12 protein-coding genes are annotated in these 18134 nt (G+C 71.9%); 7 read left to right on the forward strand and 5 right to left on the reverse strand.

What is annotated here, in order from left to right:
* Positions 1-158: 158 nt before the first annotated feature.
* A complete protein-coding gene (locus ACFWJO_RS13575) occupies positions 159-2537 on the forward strand; it encodes a beta-glucosidase (RefSeq protein ID WP_386864872.1) in 2379 nt (792 codons plus the stop codon).
* Here ACFWJO_RS13575 and ACFWJO_RS13580 read toward each other — a convergent pair.
* The 5 genes from ACFWJO_RS13580 to ACFWJO_RS13600 all read right to left on the reverse strand — a co-directional run bounded on the left by ACFWJO_RS13580 (position 2534) and on the right by ACFWJO_RS13600 (position 8623).
* On the reverse strand, positions 2534-3979 hold the full coding sequence (locus ACFWJO_RS13580; protein ID WP_386864873.1) for a GH1 family beta-glucosidase: 1446 nt from the start codon (positions 3977-3979) through the stop codon (positions 2534-2536). The genes ACFWJO_RS13575 and ACFWJO_RS13580 overlap by 4 nt on opposite strands.
* Positions 3980-4032: 53 nt before the next feature.
* On the reverse strand, positions 4033-4953 hold the full coding sequence (locus ACFWJO_RS13585; RefSeq protein WP_386864874.1) for a carbohydrate ABC transporter permease: 921 nt from the start codon (positions 4951-4953) through the stop codon (positions 4033-4035).
* A gap of 13 nt (positions 4954-4966) precedes the next feature.
* Positions 4967-5971: a carbohydrate ABC transporter permease gene (locus ACFWJO_RS13590; protein WP_386864875.1), complete on the reverse strand. Its 1005-nt coding sequence runs from the start codon at positions 5969-5971 to the stop codon at positions 4967-4969.
* Positions 5972-6100: 129 nt separating this feature from the next.
* Positions 6101-7417: an extracellular solute-binding protein gene (locus ACFWJO_RS13595; RefSeq protein WP_386864876.1), complete on the reverse strand. Its 1317-nt coding sequence runs from the start codon at positions 7415-7417 to the stop codon at positions 6101-6103.
* Between the two features lie 192 nt (positions 7418-7609).
* Positions 7610-8623 carry a LacI family DNA-binding transcriptional regulator gene (locus tag ACFWJO_RS13600; RefSeq protein WP_386864877.1) on the reverse strand — a complete coding sequence of 338 codons (1014 nt, stop codon included), beginning with the start codon at positions 8621-8623 and terminating at the stop codon, positions 7610-7612.
* Positions 8624-8923: 300 nt separating this feature from the next.
* On the opposite strand from ACFWJO_RS13600, the gene ACFWJO_RS13605 reads away from it, so the two are divergent.
* The 6 genes from ACFWJO_RS13605 (at position 8924) to ACFWJO_RS13630 (ending at position 18026) form a co-directional block, all read left to right on the forward strand.
* Complete coding sequence (locus ACFWJO_RS13605) at positions 8924-9889, forward strand: glycoside hydrolase family 6 protein (RefSeq protein WP_386864878.1); 966 nt, start codon at positions 8924-8926, stop codon at positions 9887-9889.
* Positions 9890-9981: 92 nt separating this feature from the next.
* Positions 9982-11262: a glycoside hydrolase family 6 protein gene (locus tag ACFWJO_RS13610; protein WP_386864879.1), complete on the forward strand. Its 1281-nt coding sequence runs from the start codon at positions 9982-9984 to the stop codon at positions 11260-11262.
* Positions 11263-11332: 70 nt separating this feature from the next.
* Entirely contained in the window at positions 11333-12679 is a 1347-nt protein-coding gene (locus ACFWJO_RS13615; RefSeq protein ID WP_386864880.1) for a jacalin-like lectin, read from the forward strand.
* Positions 12680-12938: 259 nt separating this feature from the next.
* Positions 12939-14627 carry a GMC oxidoreductase gene (locus ACFWJO_RS13620; protein ID WP_386864881.1) on the forward strand — a complete coding sequence of 563 codons (1689 nt, stop codon included), beginning with the start codon at positions 12939-12941 and terminating at the stop codon, positions 14625-14627.
* On the forward strand, positions 14624-16171 hold the full coding sequence (locus ACFWJO_RS13625; RefSeq protein WP_386864882.1) for a patatin-like phospholipase family protein: 1548 nt from the start codon (positions 14624-14626) through the stop codon (positions 16169-16171). Before ACFWJO_RS13620 ends, ACFWJO_RS13625 begins: the two co-directional genes overlap by 4 nt.
* Before the next feature lie 16 nt (positions 16172-16187).
* The gene (locus ACFWJO_RS13630) at positions 16188-18026 is read left to right on the forward strand and encodes a hypothetical protein (protein ID WP_386864883.1); all 1839 of its coding nucleotides are present in this window, start codon (positions 16188-16190) and stop codon (positions 18024-18026) included.
* Positions 18027-18134 lie beyond the last annotated feature (108 nt).

Genomic DNA, 18134 nt, shown 5'->3' on the forward strand with positions numbered 1-18134 from the left:
CGCCGGTCGTCGCCGCCGCGCCCGCCGTGGCAGCGGCGGCGACCCCGACGACCGGCCCGCTCGTCGTGGCGGGCCGCCGTCCTCTCCACGCTCCCCGTCCCGTCCGCCCGTCTTTCGCCCGTCACCCTGGTCCAGGGCCTGACGGGAGTCGGAGGAAAATGACCGACACCGTGGTCACCCAGCCCCGAGCCCCGTACCGCGCCTGGCGCGACCCCTCGCTGAGCGCGGAGGTCCGCGTCGACGCGCTGATGCGCGAGATGACCCTGGAGGAGAAGACCGCCCAGTTGTACGGCGTGTGGGTCGGGGCCTCCGACGAGGGCGGCGAGGTCGCCCCGTACCAGCACGACATGGAGGAGCCGGTCGACCTCGACGACCTGCTGCCCGCCGGTCTCGGGCAGCTCACCCGGCCCTTCGGCAGCGCCCCGGTCGACCCCGCCCTCGGCGCCCTCTCCCTGATGCGGACGCAGGAGCGGATCACGGCCGCGAACCGCTTCGGCATCCCGGCCGTCGCCCACGAGGAGTGCCTCGCGGGCTTCGCGGCCTGGGGCGCCACCGCCTACCCCGTACCCCTCTCGTGGGGCGCCACCTTCGACCCCGCGCTGATACGGGAGATGGCCGCCGCCATCGGCCGGGACCTGCGCGCGGTCGGCGTCCACCAGGGCCTCGCGCCCGTCCTCGACGTCGTCCGTGACGCCCGTTGGGGGCGCGTCGAGGAGACCATCGGCGAGGACCCGTACCTCGTCGGGACCATCGCCACCGCGTACGTCCAGGGCCTCGAGTCCTCCGGGGTCGTCGCCACGCTCAAGCACTTCGCCGGCTACTCCGCCTCCCGGGCCGGGCGCAACCTCGCCCCCGTCGGCGTGGGCGCGAGGGAGCTGGCCGACGTGATCCTGCCGCCCTTCGAGATGGCCGTCCGCGAGAGCGGCGTCCGGTCGGTGATGCACGCCTACACCGACACCGACGGCCTTCCCTCGGCCGCCGACGACCGCCTGCTCACCGGACTCCTCCGGGACACCTGGGGCTTCACCGGCACCGTCGTGGCCGACTACTTCGGCATCGCGTTCCTGAAGACCCTGCACGGCGTCGCCGGCACGTTCGGCGAGGCGGCCGGGGCGGCCCTCGCCGCCGGTGTCGACGTGGAACTGCCCACCGTCAAGACCTTCGGCGCGCCGCTCCTCGACGCGGTCCGGCAGGGACACGTGTCCGAAGAGCTGGTGGACCGGGCGGTCCGGCGGGTCCTGCTGCAGAAGACCCGGCTCGGGCTGCTCGACCCCGACTGGAGCCCGGTCCCCCCGGCGCTGCGCGGCGCCGACCTCACGGCCGACCCGGACCGCCTCCGCGGCACGGTCGGCCTGGATCCGGCCGCCAACCGCGAGCTGGCCGGCCGCATCGCCGAACGGGCCGTCGTCCTGCTCCGCAACGACGGCACCCTGCCGCTCGACCCGCGCGTCCCGCGCCGGATCGCCCTGATCGGCCCCCTCGCCGAGACCCCCACCGCCGTCCTCGGCTGCTACTCCTTCCCCGTCCACGTGGGCAGCCGGCACCCCGGCACGCCCCTCGGCATCGAGCTGCCCACCCTCCGCGAGGCCCTCGCCGCCGAGTTCCCCGGCGCCGAGATCGTGGTGGCCCCCGGCACCGGCGTCGACGACGACGCCACCGAGGGCTTCGCCGTGGCCCTCGAACTCGCCCGCGGCGCGGACGTCGTCGTGGCGGCCCTCGGCGACCGCGCGGGGCTCTTCGGGCGGGGCACCAGCGGCGAGGGCTGCGACGCGGAGTCCCTCGTCCTGCCCGGGGCACAGCAGCGGCTGCTCGACGCGCTCCTCGACACGGGGACACCGGTCGTGACGACGCTGCTGTCGGGCCGGCCGTACGCGCTCGGGCGGGCGGCCGACGAGTCCGCCGCCGTCGTCCAGACCTTCTTCCCCGGCGAGGCCGGAACGGCGGCCATCGCCGCCGTCCTCAGCGGGCGGACCGACCCGAGCGGCCGGCTGCCCGTGAGCGTGCCCCGCCACCCCGGCGCCCAGCCGTCCACCTATCTGGCCTCCCGGCTGGGCCACCGCAGCGAGGTCTCCAGCATCGACCCGACGCCGGCCTTCGGCTTCGGACACGGCCTCACCTACACCACCTTCGCCTGGAGCGACCTGGACGTCGAGACCTCCGAGACCTCCACCGACGGCGAGCTGCGGCTCGCCCTCACCGTGGCGAACACCGGCGGCCGCACCGGCACCGAAGTCGTGCAGCTGTACCTGCACGACCCGGTGGCCTCCGTGGTCCAGCCCGTGCGGCGACTCGTCGGGTACGTACGGGTCGACCTGGCTCCCGGTGAGAGCAGGCGCGTCCACGTGACCGTACCCGCGGACCTGGCGTCGTTCACGGGCAGGGAAGGGACGCGCGTGGTGGAGCCGGGAGCACTGGAGCTGCTGTTCGGTTCCTCCAGCACGGAACCGCGGCTGACCGCGCGGGTCACCCTGACGGGACCGGTGCGCCGGGTGGACCACCACCGGCGGCTGCACGCCACCTGGAGCATCCGGTCCTAGCGTGGCGGGATCCCGTTCGTGCGGATCGCGCGGGAGTACCAGCGGGCGCTGGCCTTCGGGGTGCGCAGCTGGGTGGTGTAGTCGACGTGGACGGCGCCGAAGCGCTTCTCGTATCCGTAGGCCCACTCGAAGTTGTCGAGCAGGGACCAGAGGAAGTAGCCGCGCACGTCGGCGCCGTCGGCGATGGCCCGGTGGACGGCCGCGAGGTGCTGGTGGACGTAGTCGATCCGGTCGTGGTCCCGGATCCGGCCGTCGGCCGTCGGGATGTCGGGGAAGGCGGCGCCGTTCTCGGTGATCGCCAGCGGGAGGCCCGGGTGGGCGCGGGACGTGGCCATGAGGAGGTCGTAGAGACCAGTGGGGTCGATGGTCCAGCCCATGTCGGTGGTGTCGCCGGGCGGGAGGTGGAAGGTGACGTGCTCGGAGCCGGGCCACGGGGAGTGGTCGCTCTCGCCGTGGGCGTGGTTGACCACGGCTGCTCCGGGCATCGGGGCGGAGACGACGGCCGGGGTGTAGTAGTTGATGCCCAGGAGGTCGATGGGGGCGCCTATGGCGGCCTCGTCGCCGGGCTTGACGAGGGTGTCCCAGTCGACGACGTGGGCGGTGTCGGCGAGGAGGTCGTCCGGGTATCCGCCGGAGAGCATCGGGCCGGTGAAGACGCGGTTGGCGACGGCGTCGATGCGGCGGGCCGCGTCGAGGTCGGCCGCGTCGGCGGTGAGCGGTCGGACGTGGTGCAGGTTGAGGGAGACCGCGATCTGGGCGTGGGCGGGAAGGGCCGCGCGCAGGGCGGCGGTGGCGCGGCCGTGGCCGAGATTGAGGTGGTGGGCGGCGCGCAGGGCGAGGGCGGGGTCGGTGCGGCCGGGCGCGTGGACGCCGGAGCCGTAGCCGAGGAAGGCCGAGCACCAGGGTTCGTTGAGGGTGGTCCACAGCGCGATCCGGTCGCCGAGGGCGTCGGCGGCCAGGGCCGCGTACTCGCCGAAGCGCTCGGCGGTCTCGCGCTCGGTCCAGCCTCCCCCGTCTTCCAGCGCCTGGGGCAGGTCCCAGTGGTACAGGGTGGCGACGGGCTGGACGCCGGCGTCGAGGAGTTCGTCGACGAGCCGGCTGTAGAAGTCGAGGCCCTTGGCGTTGACGGGTCCCCGGCCTCCGGGCTGGATGCGGGGCCACGCCAGCGAGAAGCGGTAGGCCTGGAGGCCGAGGTGGGACATCAGGGTGACGTCGGTGCGGTAGCGGTGGTAGTGGTCACAGGCGATGTCGCCGGTGTCGCCGCCGGCGACCTTGCCGGGGGTGTGGGAGAAGGTGTCCCAGATCGAGGGGGTGCGGCCGTCCTCGGCGACGGCTCCCTCGATCTGGTAGGCGGCCGTGGCCGCGCCCCACAGGAAGCCGGGCGGGAAGTGCAGTCGGTCGACGGCCGCGGAAGCGGGGGCGGTGGCGGGGGTTGCGGACATGGCGGGGCCTCCCTTTGACAGAGGGTGTGGGACGAGAGGAGAGGGGGCGGAGGTCAGCCCTTGACGGCGCCCTGGGTGATGCCGCCGACGATGTGACGGCCGAAGAGGACGAAGACGAGGAGGAGGGGCAGGGTGCCCGTCAGCGCGCCGGCCGTGATGACGGACCAGTCGGTCGACCAGCCGGTGCCCAGTCCGGCGAGGGCGACCTGGACGGTCGGGTTGGTGGAGCCGTTCATGACGATGACGGGCCAGAGGAAGTCGTTCCAGGACTGGACGAAGGTGAGCATGCCCAGGACCGCCATCGCCGGGCGGGCGACGGGGAAGACGACGTGCCAGATGACGCGCAGCGAGTTGGCGCCGTCGACGCGGGCGGCCTCCAGGAGTTCCGTGGGCAGTGCCTGCGAGAGGAACTGACGCATGAAGAAGACGCCGAAGGCGGTGACCAGTACGGGCAGGATCAGCGCCCCGAGGTGATTGCTCAGCCCCAGGTTCTTGGTCAGGATGAACAGGGGTACGACGCTGAGCTGCGCGGGCACGGCGAGGGTGGACAGCACCAGGCCGAGCATGACCTTCTTCCCGCGGAACCGGAGCTTGGCGAAGGCGAAGCCCGCGAGGACGGAGAAGGTCACCGTGCTGACGGTGACGGCCCCGGCCACGAGCGTGGAGTTGAGCAGGGCCACGCCCATGCCGCGCCCGCCCGCGTTGTGCCACACGTAGGAGAGGTTCTCGAACAGGTTGCCGCCGGGCAGCATCGGCGGCGGGCTGGAGACGACCGCGTGGCCGTCGGTGGACGCCGCGACCAGCGTCCAGTACAGCGGGAACAAGGAGGCCAGGGCGGCGAGTCCGAGGACGACGCGCGCGAGCGGCCCGGCCTTGTGCTGGCCGCCGGCCCTGCCGGCCCTGACGGCCCGGGCAGGGGTGCGCACGGGCGTCCGCTGGGCGCGGCCGGGAGCGGATGGGGTGGTGGTGGTCATGTCGTACTCCACGTCACTGGGAGGCGCGCAGGCGGCGGGTGATCAGCGCGTTGACGAGCCCGATGAGCAGCAGCAGGCCGAACATGATCCAGGCGACCGCGCTGGCGCGCCCGAGCATGCTGGAGTGGAAGCCCTGGTCGTACATGAGGATGCCGAGCGTCTCGTACTGGTGGTCGGCGCCGCCCTGGTGGCCGCTCTGGCCGCCGAAGAGGTAGGGCTCGCCGAAGAGCTGGGTGGCGCCGATGGTCGAGACGATCACCGTGAAGAGGATCGTGGGGCGCAGGGCGGGGACCGTGACGTGCAGGAACTGCTGCCAGCGGTTCGCGCCGTCCAGCGCGGCGGCCTCGTACAGCTCGCGCGGCACGGCCTGCATGGCCGCGAGGTAGATCAGGGCGTTGTAGCCGGTCCAGCGCCAGGTGACGATCACGGAGATGGCGAACTGTGAGCTCCAGCGGCCGGCCTCCCAGTGCACGGGCCCGGCGCCGAACAGGCCGAGGAACCAGTTGGCCATGCCGCCCTCGGGGCTGAAGATCAGGGCGAAGACGAGGGTGGCGGCGGCGACGGAGGTCGCGTACGGGGCGAGGAGCGCCGTACGCAGGAATCCGCGGGCGCGCAGCCGGTAGTTGAGCAGGTGGGCGAGGCCCAGCGCCATCAGCAGTTGCGGGACGGTGGACAGGACGCCGAGGGTGAAGGTGTTGAGGAGGGCGTTCCAGAAGTAGTGGCTGACCTGGCCGGTGAACAGGTCCGTGTAGTTGCGCAGGCCGACCCATTCGGCGCGGTCGACGTTGTAGAGGCTCACCCGGTGGAAGGAGAGCCATCCCGTGTAGAGCAGCGGGAAGAGCCCGAAGGCGGCGAAGACGAGGAAGAAGGGCGCGACGAGGGCGTACGGCGTGCCCTTGGTGTCCCAGCGGTGGAGGCGGCTGCGCCAGGCCGAGGGTCCGGAGGCGCGGGCCGGAGGTGGCTGGGTGTCCTGCCGGCCTGCGGGGCCGTCGAGGCTGGGTGCGGTCGTGGAGGCCACGGGCGGGTTCCTTCGGTGGTGGTCGCGGCCGGTCGCGCCGGTACGGGGAGGGGGCGGCCGGTTCCCCGGTGACCGGCCGCCCTGTCCCCTGCGGCGGCGGCCGGGCAGAGGCGGGGGAAGCGGGGAGCGTTACTGGATGGTGCTGTCGATCTGGCGGACGGTGGCGCTCCAGGCCTCTTCCGGGCTCTTGCCGTTCTGTTCCATGAGCAGGACGCCGGTGCCGAACGCCCCGGTCAGGTCGCCCGCGCGCGGGCCGTTCTCGGCGGGCTTGATGGCCTGGGCGGCGGCGGAGAAGATCCGGCCGGTGGCGGCGTCGGGCCCGATGTAGGGGTTCTTGTAGTCGACGACGCCGGGCAGGTCGTAGGCGGCCTGGTTGGCGGGGATGTTGCCGACCTTCTGGAAGACCTTCGCCTGCTGCTCGGGCGCGGTGAGCCAGGCGACGAGCTTCTTGGCCTCGTCGACGTGCTTGCCGGAGGCGGGCACGGCCAGGAAGGAGCCGCCCCAGTTGCCGGCGGCCGGGGGCTGGGCGACGTTCCACTTGCCCTTGTTGCCGGGACCCGAGAACTGCTGGATGTTGGCCTGCTGCCAGGAGGGGCAGACGGTGGTGGCGAAGCTGGACTTGGAGAACGCCGTCTGCCAGGGGGTGTCGAACATCTTCAGGCCCTGGCTGGTCCTGCCCTGGACGGCCTTGACGGCCAGGTCCCAGGCGGTCTTCACGCCGGCCGAGTCCTTGTAGGCGAGCTTGCCGTCCTTGTAGTACTGGACGGGGCTGCTGGAGACGACGGCGTTGAACAACCCGGTGGCGCTGTCCATGAAGTAGGTGCCCTTGGGCGCCTTGGCCTGGTACCGCTCGCCCGTCTCGACGAACTTCGCCCAGTCGCCGGCCCACAGCTTGCCGACCGACTCGGGGTCGGAGGGCAGGCCGGCGGCCTTGAACAGGTCCTGGCGGTAGCAGATGGCCATGGGGCCGACGTCGGTGCCGAGTCCGATCGTCCTGCCGTCGGAGGTGGTGGCCTGGTCCCACTTCCAGGGCAGGTAGTTCTTCTTCTCGACGCCAGGGGCGTCGGAGAGGTCGGCGAAGGCGTCGGCGAGGTCCTCGGAGGTGGCCAGGGATATCCGGCCGACTTCGAGGGCCTGGACGTCGTCGAGGCCGCCTCCGGACAGCCGGGTCTGCAGGGCGGTCCAGTAATTGCCCTCGACGGTCGTCGGGTTCTCCTTGATGACGATCCCGGGGTTCTGCTTCATGTACGCGTCGTACAGGCCGGCCTCCTTGTAGCCGAAGGTCCCGAAGGTGCCGACGGTGAGGGTGATCTTCCCGTCGGCGGAGACGGAACCGTCTCCGGAGGACGAGCAGCCGGTGAGGGCGAGCGCGAGGGCCACGGCCGCGGCCGCCGGAGCGAGGACGGCGGAACGGATGCGGGCGGCTGGTGCGGACGAACGGGGCATGGCATCTCCTCGATGCGTCAAGGGGTTCGGGTGGTGCGCCGGGCAGGGCCTCGCCTCGTCGGCGGTCGGCGGTCGGCGCGGGCGGGGGGACATCTCCGCTCTGAAAGCGCTCCCAGAGGCAGGTTTTTGGGAGCGCTCCCAAAGGCAGGGCGACGGAACCTCGCCGCGGAGGTGGGCGGCGAGGGTGGCCCGTCAGGCGCTGGCGCGGGTGACCAGGCGCGTGGGGAGGATGAGCGGGGTGGGGTCCTGTCCGTTGATGAGCGCGACGAGCATGCGCGCCATCTCCCGGCCGAGACCCTCTATGGGTTGGTGCACCGTGGTCAGCGGCGGGTCGGCGATCCGGGCCACGGCCAGGTCGTCGAAGCCGATCACGGCGACGTCGGAGGGGACCGCACGGCCGGCCTTCCGCAGCGTGCGCAGGGCCCCGGCCCCCATGTTGTCGCTGGCGGCGAACACCCCGTCCAGGCCGGGATGGTCCGCCAGGAGCGCGGCCATGGCGGCGGCCCCGCTGGGCTCGGTGAAGTCCCCGGCTTCCGGCGGGTACGGTTCGAGGCCCGCCGCCAGCATGGCGTCCTGGTAGCCGCGGTACCGGGCGCGCCCGACCTCGGTGTCCAGGCGCCCGCAGATCGTGGCCACCCGGGTCCGGCCGGCCGCGATCAGGTACTCGGTCGCCGCGCGCGCTCCGCCGACGTTGTCGACGTCCACGTACCACCGGGGGTCCAGACCCACCGGCCGGCCGCCGAACACGACGGGCAGCTCCGCCTCCTCGGCCATGTGGGCCAGCGGATCGTCCTCGCGCAGCGCCATCAGCATCACGCCGTCGGCGCCCTTGGACCTCAGGAGCTGCTCCACGCGCCTGCGGCCCCGGTCCGAGGCGGCCAGGCAGAGCATGAGGTGCAGATCGGCGTCCTCCAGGGCGGCCGAGGCACCCACGATCACCTGGGCGAAGAACGGGTCCGCGAAGATCGACGGATCCTCCCCCGAGACGACCAGGGCGGCCGCGCCGGTCTGACGGGTCGCCAGCGCGCGGGCGGTCGGATTGGGCACGTAACCGAGCTGGCGGACGGCCCGTTCGACCGCCTCACGCTTGGCGCGACTGACGTGCGGGGCGTTGTTGAGCGCCCGCGAGGCCACCGACCGTGAGACGCCCGCCAGTTCGGCCACCTCGTCGAGTGTCGACTGCCGGCGTGGCACACCTTCGGCCATGATCCGCCTCTCCTGTCGGGACCGGAACGCACGGAAGACTGGGAGCGCTTCCAGTTGCATGACTGTAAAGCCTTCTCGCCGCCATGTGAAGTGTTGGTTAACCAGGCCCACTTGACAGGCCGAACAGGGCGTCACACGATACCGGCCACACCCCGGGGCAGCCGAAGTCCGGGCTGGGATCGCTTCCAGTGGGAGCGCTTCCACGACCCAGGGGTGTCGTACCACCGCACTTCCTCAGTGCGCCGCCCGCTCCGGACGAGAGCATGCGGCGCGTCCCCCGTCAGGAATCGAGGTACCGTCATGCGCCGCCGACTCCGCGCCCTCGCGGCAGCCTTCTTCGCGCTGCCGTTGGCGCTCGCCGTCGCACCATCCGCCCACGCGGCCGACCCGACCACCATGACCAGCGGGTTCTACGTGGACCCGAACTCCAGCGCCAAGCAGTGGGTCGCCGCCAACCCCGGTGACGGCCGGACGCCCGCGATCAACACGTCCCTCGCCAACACCCCCATGGCCCGCTGGTTCGGCGCCTGGAGCGGCACCATCGGCACGGCGACCGGCGCGTACGTCGGGGCGGCGGACCAGTCGGACAAGCTGCCCATCCTGGTCGCGTACAACATCTACCTCCGCGACTCGTGCGGCGGGCACTCCGGAGGCGGAGCCACCTCGCCCTCCGCCTACGCGACCTGGATCGCGCAGTTCGCCGGCGGGGTTGCCAACCGCCCGGCGGTCGTCCTCCTCGAACCCGACTCCCTCGCGGACTACGGCTGCCTGAACCCGACGCAGATCCGCGAACGCCAGGGCATGATCAGCGGCGCCGTCGCCGAGTTCAACCGCCAGGCCCCCAACACCTGGGTGTACCTCGACGCCGGCAACCCCGGCTGGATCAGCGCGGCGACGATGGCCCAGCGCCTCCACGACGCCGGCCTCCGGCAGGCGCACGGCTTCTCCCTCAACATCTCGAACTACTACACCACCGCCCAGAACACCGCCTACGGCAATGCCGTCAACAGCGAACTGGCCGCCCGCTACGGGTACACCAAGCCGTTCGTCGTCGACACCAGCCGCAACGGCAACGGCTCCAACGGCGAGTGGTGCAACGCGGCAGGCCGCCGCATCGGCACGCCCACCCGGCTGGGAGGCGGCGCCGAGATGCTCCTGTGGATCAAGGCCCCGGGCGAGTCCGACGGCAACTGCGGCGTCGGGACCGGTTCCACGGCCGGCCAGTTCCTCCCCGAGGTCGCCTACAAGATGATCTACGGCTACTGACCTCGGACCGCTGTGGCCCGGTGTCCGCCGCCCCGCGACCGGGCCACAGCCACCGGACCCGTCTCACCCCACCCCTTCGACCAGGAGCCCTCATGAAGCCACGCAGCCTACGGCGCCGTGCGACCGCCGCCCTCGCGGCGCTCGCGGCCTGCGCCGCCCTCACCGCGACGCAGGGGCAGGCACAGGCCGCAACCGCCGGGGACACGCTCACCCCGACCACGAAGTTCTACGTGGACCCGGACAGCAAGGCCGCCCGGCAGGCGCTCACCGACCTCAGGAACGGCGACCTCACGAACGCCGTGAACATGGCCAAGCTCGCGAGCTGGCCGCAGGCGGAGTGGTTCACCGAGGGCACGCCCGACGAGGTCAGGGGCAAGGTGAAGCGTCTGGTCCGTGAGGCCCGGGCGGTCGACCGGACCCCCGTCCTGGTCGCCTACAACGTCCCGGGCCGCGACTGCTCGCAGTACTCCAGCGGCGGCGCGGCGTCCTCGGCCGCGTACCGGCAGTGGATCGACGCCTTCGCCGCCGGCATCGGCGACAGCAAGGCCGTCGTCGTGGTGGAGCCCGACGGCCTGGCGCTCCTCCCGAACGACTGCGGGCCGGACGTGGACCCGACGGGCGAACTCACGGCGACCCGCGTCGCCGACCTCGAATACGCCGTCAGGACCATCAAGTCCAGGGCCCGCACCGCGGTCTACCTCGACGCGGGCAACGTCCTGTGGCGGCCCGTCGGCGACATGGCGCGGCGACTGCTCGACGCCGGTGTCCGGTACAGCGACGGCTTCGCCCTCAACGTGTCCAACACCCACCCCACCGACCACAACGCGCGCTACGGCACCTGGATCTCCAAGTGCATGTGGTTCGCCACCGAAGGGCCCGAGTACGCCCGCGGCCACACCGACTGGTGCGCCACCCAGTACTACTCGCCCGCCGCGCCCAACGACGGCGCCCCCGGCAACGCGGTCGACTCCGCCGACCCCGCCACCTGGCGCTGGACCGACGCATGGTTCGACCAGACCGTGGGCACCCCGCCGAACGACGCGCTGCACCACTTCGTCATCGACACCAGCCGCAACGGCCTGGGGGCCTGGACCCCCGAGCCCGGCAAGTACACCGGCGACCCGGAGATCTGGTGCAACGCGCCCGGCCGCGGCCTCGGCCCGCGCCCGACCGCCGACACCGGCGTCCCGCTCGTCGACGCCTACCTGTGGGTCAAGATCCCCGGCGAGTCCGACGGCAGCTGCACCCGCAACACCGGCGGCACGATCGATCCCGAGTACGGCATCGTCGATCCGCCCGCGGGCACCTGGTGGCCCGACCAGGCCCACACCTTGGCCCGCAACGCGGCACCGCGGCTGACCTTCTCTCGCTAAGCTCCCAGGAACCGTACGGGCCGCCCGTCGTCACACCACCACGCAACCTCCTCGCCACCAGGAGACACCCATGCGCAGACTCCTCGCCTGCCTGACGACGGCGGCCGCACTGGCCGGGCTCACCGCGACGGCGCCGTCGGCGACGGCGACGCCGATCGCCGACTCGGGCGCCTTCAGCGTGCTCACCTACAACGTGGCCGGCCTGCCCGAGAGCATCTCCAGCGCCCCGACACCGCGTGAGTCCAGCACGACGGAGATCGGCCGGCGGATCGCTCCCTACGACATCGTCCACGTGCAGGAGGACTTCAACTACCACGCCCGCCTGTACGCCGCCGACACCGCCCACCCGTACCGCACGCCCACGAGCGGCGGGGCGGGCATCGGCAGCGGACTCAACACCCTGTCGAAGACCGCGTACGACGAGGACGACTTCGAGCGGGTGCGCTGGAGGTCGTGCCGGTACGACTCCGGCGACTGCCTGACCCCCAAGGGCTTCACCTTCGCCCGTCACCGCCTCGCCGAAGGCGTCTACGTGGACTTCTACAACCTCCACACCAACGCCGGTACGAGCGCCGGGGACCTGGCGGCACGGGCCGACAACCTCGACCAGCTCACCGCCTTCATCGCGAGCCGCTCGGCGGGCAACGCGGTCGTCGTCATGGGCGACACCAACACCCGCTACACCCGCACCGGTGACACCATCGCCGAGTTCGCCGCCGCCAACGGCCTCACCGACCCCTGGGTCGAGCTGGTCCGCGGCGGCACCCCGCCCGCCAAAGGCAGCGACCCCCTGCTCTGCGACCAGACCGGGCCGACCGTGCCCAACACCTGCGAGGTCGTCGACAAACTCCTCTACCGCGGGAGCCGACTCGTCTCGCTCCACGCCACCTCCTACGCCAACGAGCACGCCGCGTTCCTCACCGGCGACGGACGCATGCTGTCCGACCACGACCCGATCTCCGTCGGCTTCTCCTGGTCGCGCAACCCGGACTTCCGGCTGAGCGAGCAGTTCGGCGGACCGCACGGCGACCACTTCAACGACATCGACCGCGTCCCCGCCGGCGCCCGCGCCACCACCGTCTCGCTGAGCGCCGGATCCCGGGTCGACCGGCTGAGCCTCACCCTCGGCAACGGCACCACGCTCACCCACGGCGGCACCGGAGGCACCGCGGCCTCCCTCACGCTCGGCGGCGAGGAGTATGTCACCGGCGCGTACCTCTGTCGGGGCCAGAAGGACGGCCACACGCGGATCTTCCGCACCAGGTTCACCACGAACCTGGGCCGCAGCCTCGCCGGCGGCACGCCGACTTCCGACTGTGTGAGCCACACGGCTCCCCCGGGCTGGCAGATCACCGGTTTCCACGGTCGCTCGGGCGACGAGATCGACAAGATCGGCTTCATTCACACCCGCCGCTGACTGCAAGCTTCCTTTCCTTCGTGGTCCGCCGCGCACCTCGCGCACGGCGTCGTGCCCCAGCCTGGAAGCCCGGGCGTTCGGCCGGCCATCCGCCGACCGACGGGCGCACCCCCGCCAGGTGGCTGGAGCCGGTCCGAACGCCTCGACATGCGCTTCACCACACGCGGGTGAACCATGGAGAGAGGTCGCGCGTGCGGCAGCCGCAGCGAGGGGGAAGTCGAGGCAGCTGTTCCGGCTCCGATCTCCAGAGGTGGCGAGCGTGGACGTTTTCGATGCCGTCGTCGTCGGCTCGGGTTTCGGCGGATCCGTGACGGCGTATCGCCTGGCCGACGCCGACCTGAGCGTATGCGTCCTCGAACGAGGCAAGCCGTTCCCGCCCGGGTCCTTTCCCCGCAGCCCCCACGACGCGGCCAGGAACTTCTGGGACCCGGATTCCGGGCTGTACGGGATGTACGACATGTGGAGCTTCTCGACGATGGACGCGCTCGTGTCCAGCGGTCTGGGCGGCGGATCGTTGATCTACGCGAACGTGCTGATCCGCAAGCCGGAGAGCTGGTTCGTGCACGAGTCGTTCGACGGCGGCTACGAGGACTGGCCCGTCACCCGTCAGGACCTCGATCAGCACTACGGGAACGTCGAGACCATGCTGGGCGCACGGCGTTACCCCTTCGACGTGGAGCCCTACCGGAGCACGCCCAAGACCCAGGCCATGCGCCAGGCGGCCGAGCGGCTGGGGCTTCCGTGGGAACTCCCGCTGCTGGCGGTCTCCTTCGGGGAACCTGCGGTGCCCGGTGCTCCCCTCGACGGCGGCGAGGACAACCTGCACCACAGCCCGCGCTACGCCTGCAGGCTCGTCGGCGAGTGCGACCTGGGCTGCAACTTCGGCAGCAAGAACAGTCTGGACTTCACCTACCTCAGCGCCGCGCAACGGCTCGGGGCCGACATCCGCACCCGCTGCGAGGTCCGCTCGTTCGAACCGGTCCGCGAGGGCTTCCAGGTCTCGTACGTCGAGCACCGCGCGGCCGGGGACGAGGATCCGTCGGCTCCTCCCGTACGGCGGACGGTGCGGGCCAGGCGGCTCGTGCTGTCCGCCGGTACGCTCGGCACGACCTATCTGCTGTTGCGCAACCGCAGCGCCTTCCCCGCGCTCAGCCCGGCGCTGGGTACCCGCTTCTCCGGGAACGGGGACTTCCTCGGGCTGGTGTTCAAGGCCAAGCAGAGGCGCAGGGACCGGCCGGGGGAAACGGTGCCACGGCTGATGGAGCCGAGCTTCGGACCGGTCATCACGAGTGCGATGCGGGTGGACCGCAAGGGAAGCGGCGCGAGGGACCGGGGGTTCTACATCGAGGACGCCGGGTACCCGGAGTTCCTCAACTGGCTCGTCGAGCACAACGTCCTCACCATGTCCAACCGGGTCGGACGGTTCCTGCTGCGCCGCGGCTGGTCGCAGCTGACCGGGACCGCACGCAGCCGTGTGGGTCGACAGCTCGGTGACGCGATGGGCAAGGGCCTGTTCACCGCGACGTCCCTGCCGCTGCTCGGCATGGGAAGGGACGTCCCCGACGGCCGGATGTTCCTCCGTGACGGACATCTGGACCTCGACTGGAAACCGGCCGCGTCCAACCCGTACTTCGAGCAGATGAACGCGGCCATGGAGCGCGTGTCCCACAGCCTCGGCGGACGCTACGCGGCGAATCCCCTGTGGCTGCTCAACCGCCTCATCACCGTGCATCCCCTGGGCGGCGCCCCCATGGGGCACAGCGTGCGGGACGGCGTGGTGGATCCCTTCGGCCGCGTGTACGGCTACCCGGGACTGTCGGTCGCCGACGGCTCGGTGCTGCCCGGCCCCGTCGGCCCGAACCCCTCGCTGACCATCGCGGCGCTGGCCGACCGCTCGGCGACCCGCATCCTCGAGGACCACCGGCAGAACTCCGAGGGACGCTCATGACGACCGGACAGGACACCACGCCCCGCGGCGGATCCCCGCGCAGATCCCTCCTCCTCGCCGGCGGCGGGCTGAAGGTGGCCTACCAGGCCGGCGTCCTCCAGGTCCTGCTCGACGAGGCGGAGCTGACGTTCGACCACGTCGACGGTGCCAGTGGCGGAGTGTTCAACCTCGCCATGTACTGCCAGGGGATGTCCGGTCGCCAGATCGCGGACAACTGGCGCGGGCTCTCCCCGCTGAAGGGCGTCACCCCGAACTGGCGCGAGCTGCCGAAGGGACCGTACGCCCGTTCCCTGTTCACCCTGGACGGATACCGGCGCCACGTGTTTCCCGCATGGGGACTGGACTGGGAGCGGATCCGGGCCACCGACGTCGAGGCCACCTTCAACCTCTACAACTTCAGCGCCAACGAGCTGGAGCCGGTGACCGCCGACCGCATGGACGAGGACCGGTTCTGCGCCGGGGTGGCGCTGCCCATGTGGTTCCCTCCGGTCGTCATCGACGGGCAGACGTACATCGACCCGGTCTATCTGACCGACGCGAACGTCGAGGAGGCGATCCGGCGGGGCTGCGACGAACTGTGGATCATCTGGACGGTGAGCCGGAGGCACCGCTGGCGCAACGGCTTCGTGGCCAACTACTTCCACGTCATCGAGACGACGGCCAACGGCCGGCTGCAGGACTGGCTGCGCCGGATCGAGGCCAGCAACGCCGCCATCCGCGACGGTCAGGGGGGAGAGTTCGGGCGCCCGATCGAGGTCCGGATGTTGAGCGGCGAGGTCCCGTTGAATTACCTGGTCAACTTCAGCCGGGACCGTTTCGCCCAGGCCGTGGAACTGGGAGTGCGGCATGCGCGCCGCTGGTGCACGGACCAGGGAATCGCCTGCAAGCCCGGTGAACCTCCCGGCCCCCCCGACGACCGGACCGGCCTGCGCTTCACCGAGCGCATGGTCGGCCGTGTCGTCTTCGGGGAGGACGACCCCCGGAAGGCGGACTCGTCGGCGGGCGGAGCCACCGCCGACCTCGCCCTGCACGTGACCGTCGACATCAGGGGAATGGACCGCTTCCTCTTCGGTCCCGAGCACGAGGCCGAGCTGCGCGGGGAGATCCTCTGCCAGGAGCTGGGCGGGCGCCTTCCGGTCGAGCGCGGCACCTTCCAGCTGTTCGTGGAGCACTCCGACCCGCAGCACCTGCGGATGCGCTACCGCCTGTTCTTCAGCGACCGGGCCGGTCACCCGCTCACCCTCAGCGGGTACAAGGACGTCAGCGAGGACTCGCGCCGGGGCGTCTGGAAGGACACGTCCGTCCTCTACACGCGCGTCCTCCGTGGTCACGTCGACGCCGACGAGGAGTCCGGGGCCGAGCCGGTGGCGGCGGGAACCGTGCGCATCCGCCCCGCCGACTTCCTGAAGCAACTCACCACCTTCCGGGTCGAGGCGCCGACGCTGCCCGCCAGGGTGACCACCCTGGGACGGTTCGGGCGGTTCTTCCTCGGCAAGCTGTGGGACGTGTACGCGCAGCACGTCCTGCCCTGGTCCCCGCTCTGACCGAGGAGGAGCCGAAGTGGACTTCCGTGAGCTGCGCAGACACGCGGACGAGCTCCGGTTCACTCCGCAGGAGCCGGTGCGCTGGCTGGCGCCGAAGGAGCTGGCGCGCACGGCGGTCAAGGTCTGCCTGGCCGCCGTCTTCGCCGGCTACTCGGACAAGCGGGAGATCCAGGGCGCGCTGGAGGCCGGTCTCCTGCGGGCGCCTCTGGCGGATCCCGACGCCGAGGAGATCTGGATCGACTTCGTCGCGGACCTCGGCGACGGATTCGAGGCGACGGCGTCGGTGGCGGCCGCCCTGGGGGCGGACCGGCTCGCCGTGGACGGGCCCGGCCCGCTCCCCCGTGGCTCGCTGCTGGTCCTCGGCGGGGACCAGGTGTACCCGGTGGCGTCGGCGACCGCGTACGAGGACCGGATGAAGGGGCCCTACCGCGCGGCGCTCCCGTCGGCGCCGGACGAGCCGCTCATGGTCGCGCTGCCGGGCAACCACGACTGGTACGACGGACTCACCGCGTTCCTGCGGCTGTTCGCCCAGGAGAGCGTGATCGGCGGCTGGCAGACCCGTCAGACCCGGAGCTACTTCGCCGTCGAACTCCCCCAGCGCTGGTGGCTCGTCGGTCTCGACAGCCAGCTCGGCACGTACTTCGACGATCCGCAGCGGCGCTACTTCGAGACGTACTTCTCGCCGCGGCTGCGTCCCGGTGACAGCGTCATCGTCTGCTCGGCCGAGCCCACCTGGGTGAGGAGCGACGAGCGGCCCGACGCCTTCAACTCCCTGCACTGGTTCGACCGCAACATCGTGCGGTCCCGCTTCGACCGGACGACCCGCAAGCACGAGGAGACGGGCGCCTCGATCCGGTTGTGGCTGACCGGCGACAAGCACCACTACGCCCGCTACGCGGAGCGGCTGGCCGGCGACGCGGCCGGGGCCGGCGACGTCCTGCCCCCGGACCCGCGGCGGCGCCAGATGGTGACGTGCGGTCTGGGCGGTGCGTTCCTCGCGTCCACGCACCGGCTCCCGAAGGCCCTGCCCCTGCCGCCGGCCACCTCGCGCATGCAGAAGAAGGACCATCCGCCGACGGCGTTCGCCCTCGCCCAGCACACGTACCCGGACGCGGCGGAGTCCCGCTCGCTCGTCCGCGCGATCGCCAAGCCCTGGTCGCGGTTCTGGCTGCCGCGGCGCAACCCCGGATTCGCCGTCCTGGCCGGGGCGGTGCAGATGGTGCTCGTGCTGGTCGCGAGCGGCGCGTTCGCGCTGGCCGAAGGCCGGCACAACCCCGTCGGTGCCCTGCGGAGCGCCGGCGCCGACGACCTGCTCGGCCTGCTCTGCGCGAGCGCCGCCCTGTTCGTCCTGCCCTTCGTGATCGGCTGGTGGAGGGGGCTGATGCGGGAACGGCGGCCCAGGGCGCCGTCCGGTCCGGTCGTGGCCGTGCTGTTCCAGGCGGCGGTCGCCGCCGCGGCCCTGACCGTCACCGTCGCCATCGCGCGGGCGGTCCCGTCCTCCTGGAACGGTCTCGCGTTGCTGGCGATCCTGCTGGCGGTCGCCGCCGTGACGGGCGCCTTCCTCGGCTCCGAGCTCTTCGCCCTGTGGGTGCTGTGGACGGACCGGGGCCCGGTCGCCGAATGGCAGATGTCCGGGCAGTCCGTCGACGACCACAAGGGCTTCCTCCGGATGCACCTCGCCCGGGACGGCACGCTCACCCTCTACCCGCTGGCACTGGAAGCGACCTGCCGGAACTGGGAGTTCGACGAGGTCGCGGGCGCGGAGGGCGCGTGGAAGCGCCCGGTGCCGAAGCCGGCCCCGACCGTGCGGCTCATCGAGGACCCCGTCGTGATCGCGCGGCACGGCCGGGGATGACCGCGACGAGGCACCGGGCCGGCGCTTCCCACGGCGACCGGTGCCGAAGGCGGCCGAGGTTTTGCGTGCTCGACGGCGGTGAGGCGTAGGGACGAGCCTGTTCGACTC

This window comes from Streptomyces sp. NPDC127092 (assembly GCF_042722475.1).
Classification (GTDB): Bacteria; Actinomycetota; Actinomycetes; order Streptomycetales; family Streptomycetaceae; genus Streptomyces.

Excerpts from the sequence above, each read along its gene's own strand:
- ACFWJO_RS13600 (WP_386864877.1), bottom strand. The coding sequence starts at position 8,623 with ATGGCCGAAGGTGTGCCACGCCGGCAGTCGACACTCGACGAGGTGGCC.
- ACFWJO_RS13595 (WP_386864876.1), bottom strand. The coding sequence starts at position 7,417 with ATGCCCCGTTCGTCCGCACCAGCCGCCCGCATCCGTTCCGCCGTCCTC.
- ACFWJO_RS13610 (WP_386864879.1), top strand. The coding sequence starts at position 9,982 with ATGAAGCCACGCAGCCTACGGCGCCGTGCGACCGCCGCCCTCGCGGCG.
- ACFWJO_RS13615 (WP_386864880.1), top strand. The coding sequence starts at position 11,333 with ATGCGCAGACTCCTCGCCTGCCTGACGACGGCGGCCGCACTGGCCGGG.
- ACFWJO_RS13625 (WP_386864882.1), top strand. The coding sequence starts at position 14,624 with ATGACGACCGGACAGGACACCACGCCCCGCGGCGGATCCCCGCGCAGA.
- ACFWJO_RS13575 (WP_386864872.1), top strand. The coding sequence starts at position 159 with ATGACCGACACCGTGGTCACCCAGCCCCGAGCCCCGTACCGCGCCTGG.
- ACFWJO_RS13580 (WP_386864873.1), bottom strand. The coding sequence starts at position 3,979 with ATGTCCGCAACCCCCGCCACCGCCCCCGCTTCCGCGGCCGTCGACCGA.
- ACFWJO_RS13585 (WP_386864874.1), bottom strand. The coding sequence starts at position 4,953 with ATGACCACCACCACCCCATCCGCTCCCGGCCGCGCCCAGCGGACGCCC.
- ACFWJO_RS13605 (WP_386864878.1), top strand. The coding sequence starts at position 8,924 with ATGCGCCGCCGACTCCGCGCCCTCGCGGCAGCCTTCTTCGCGCTGCCG.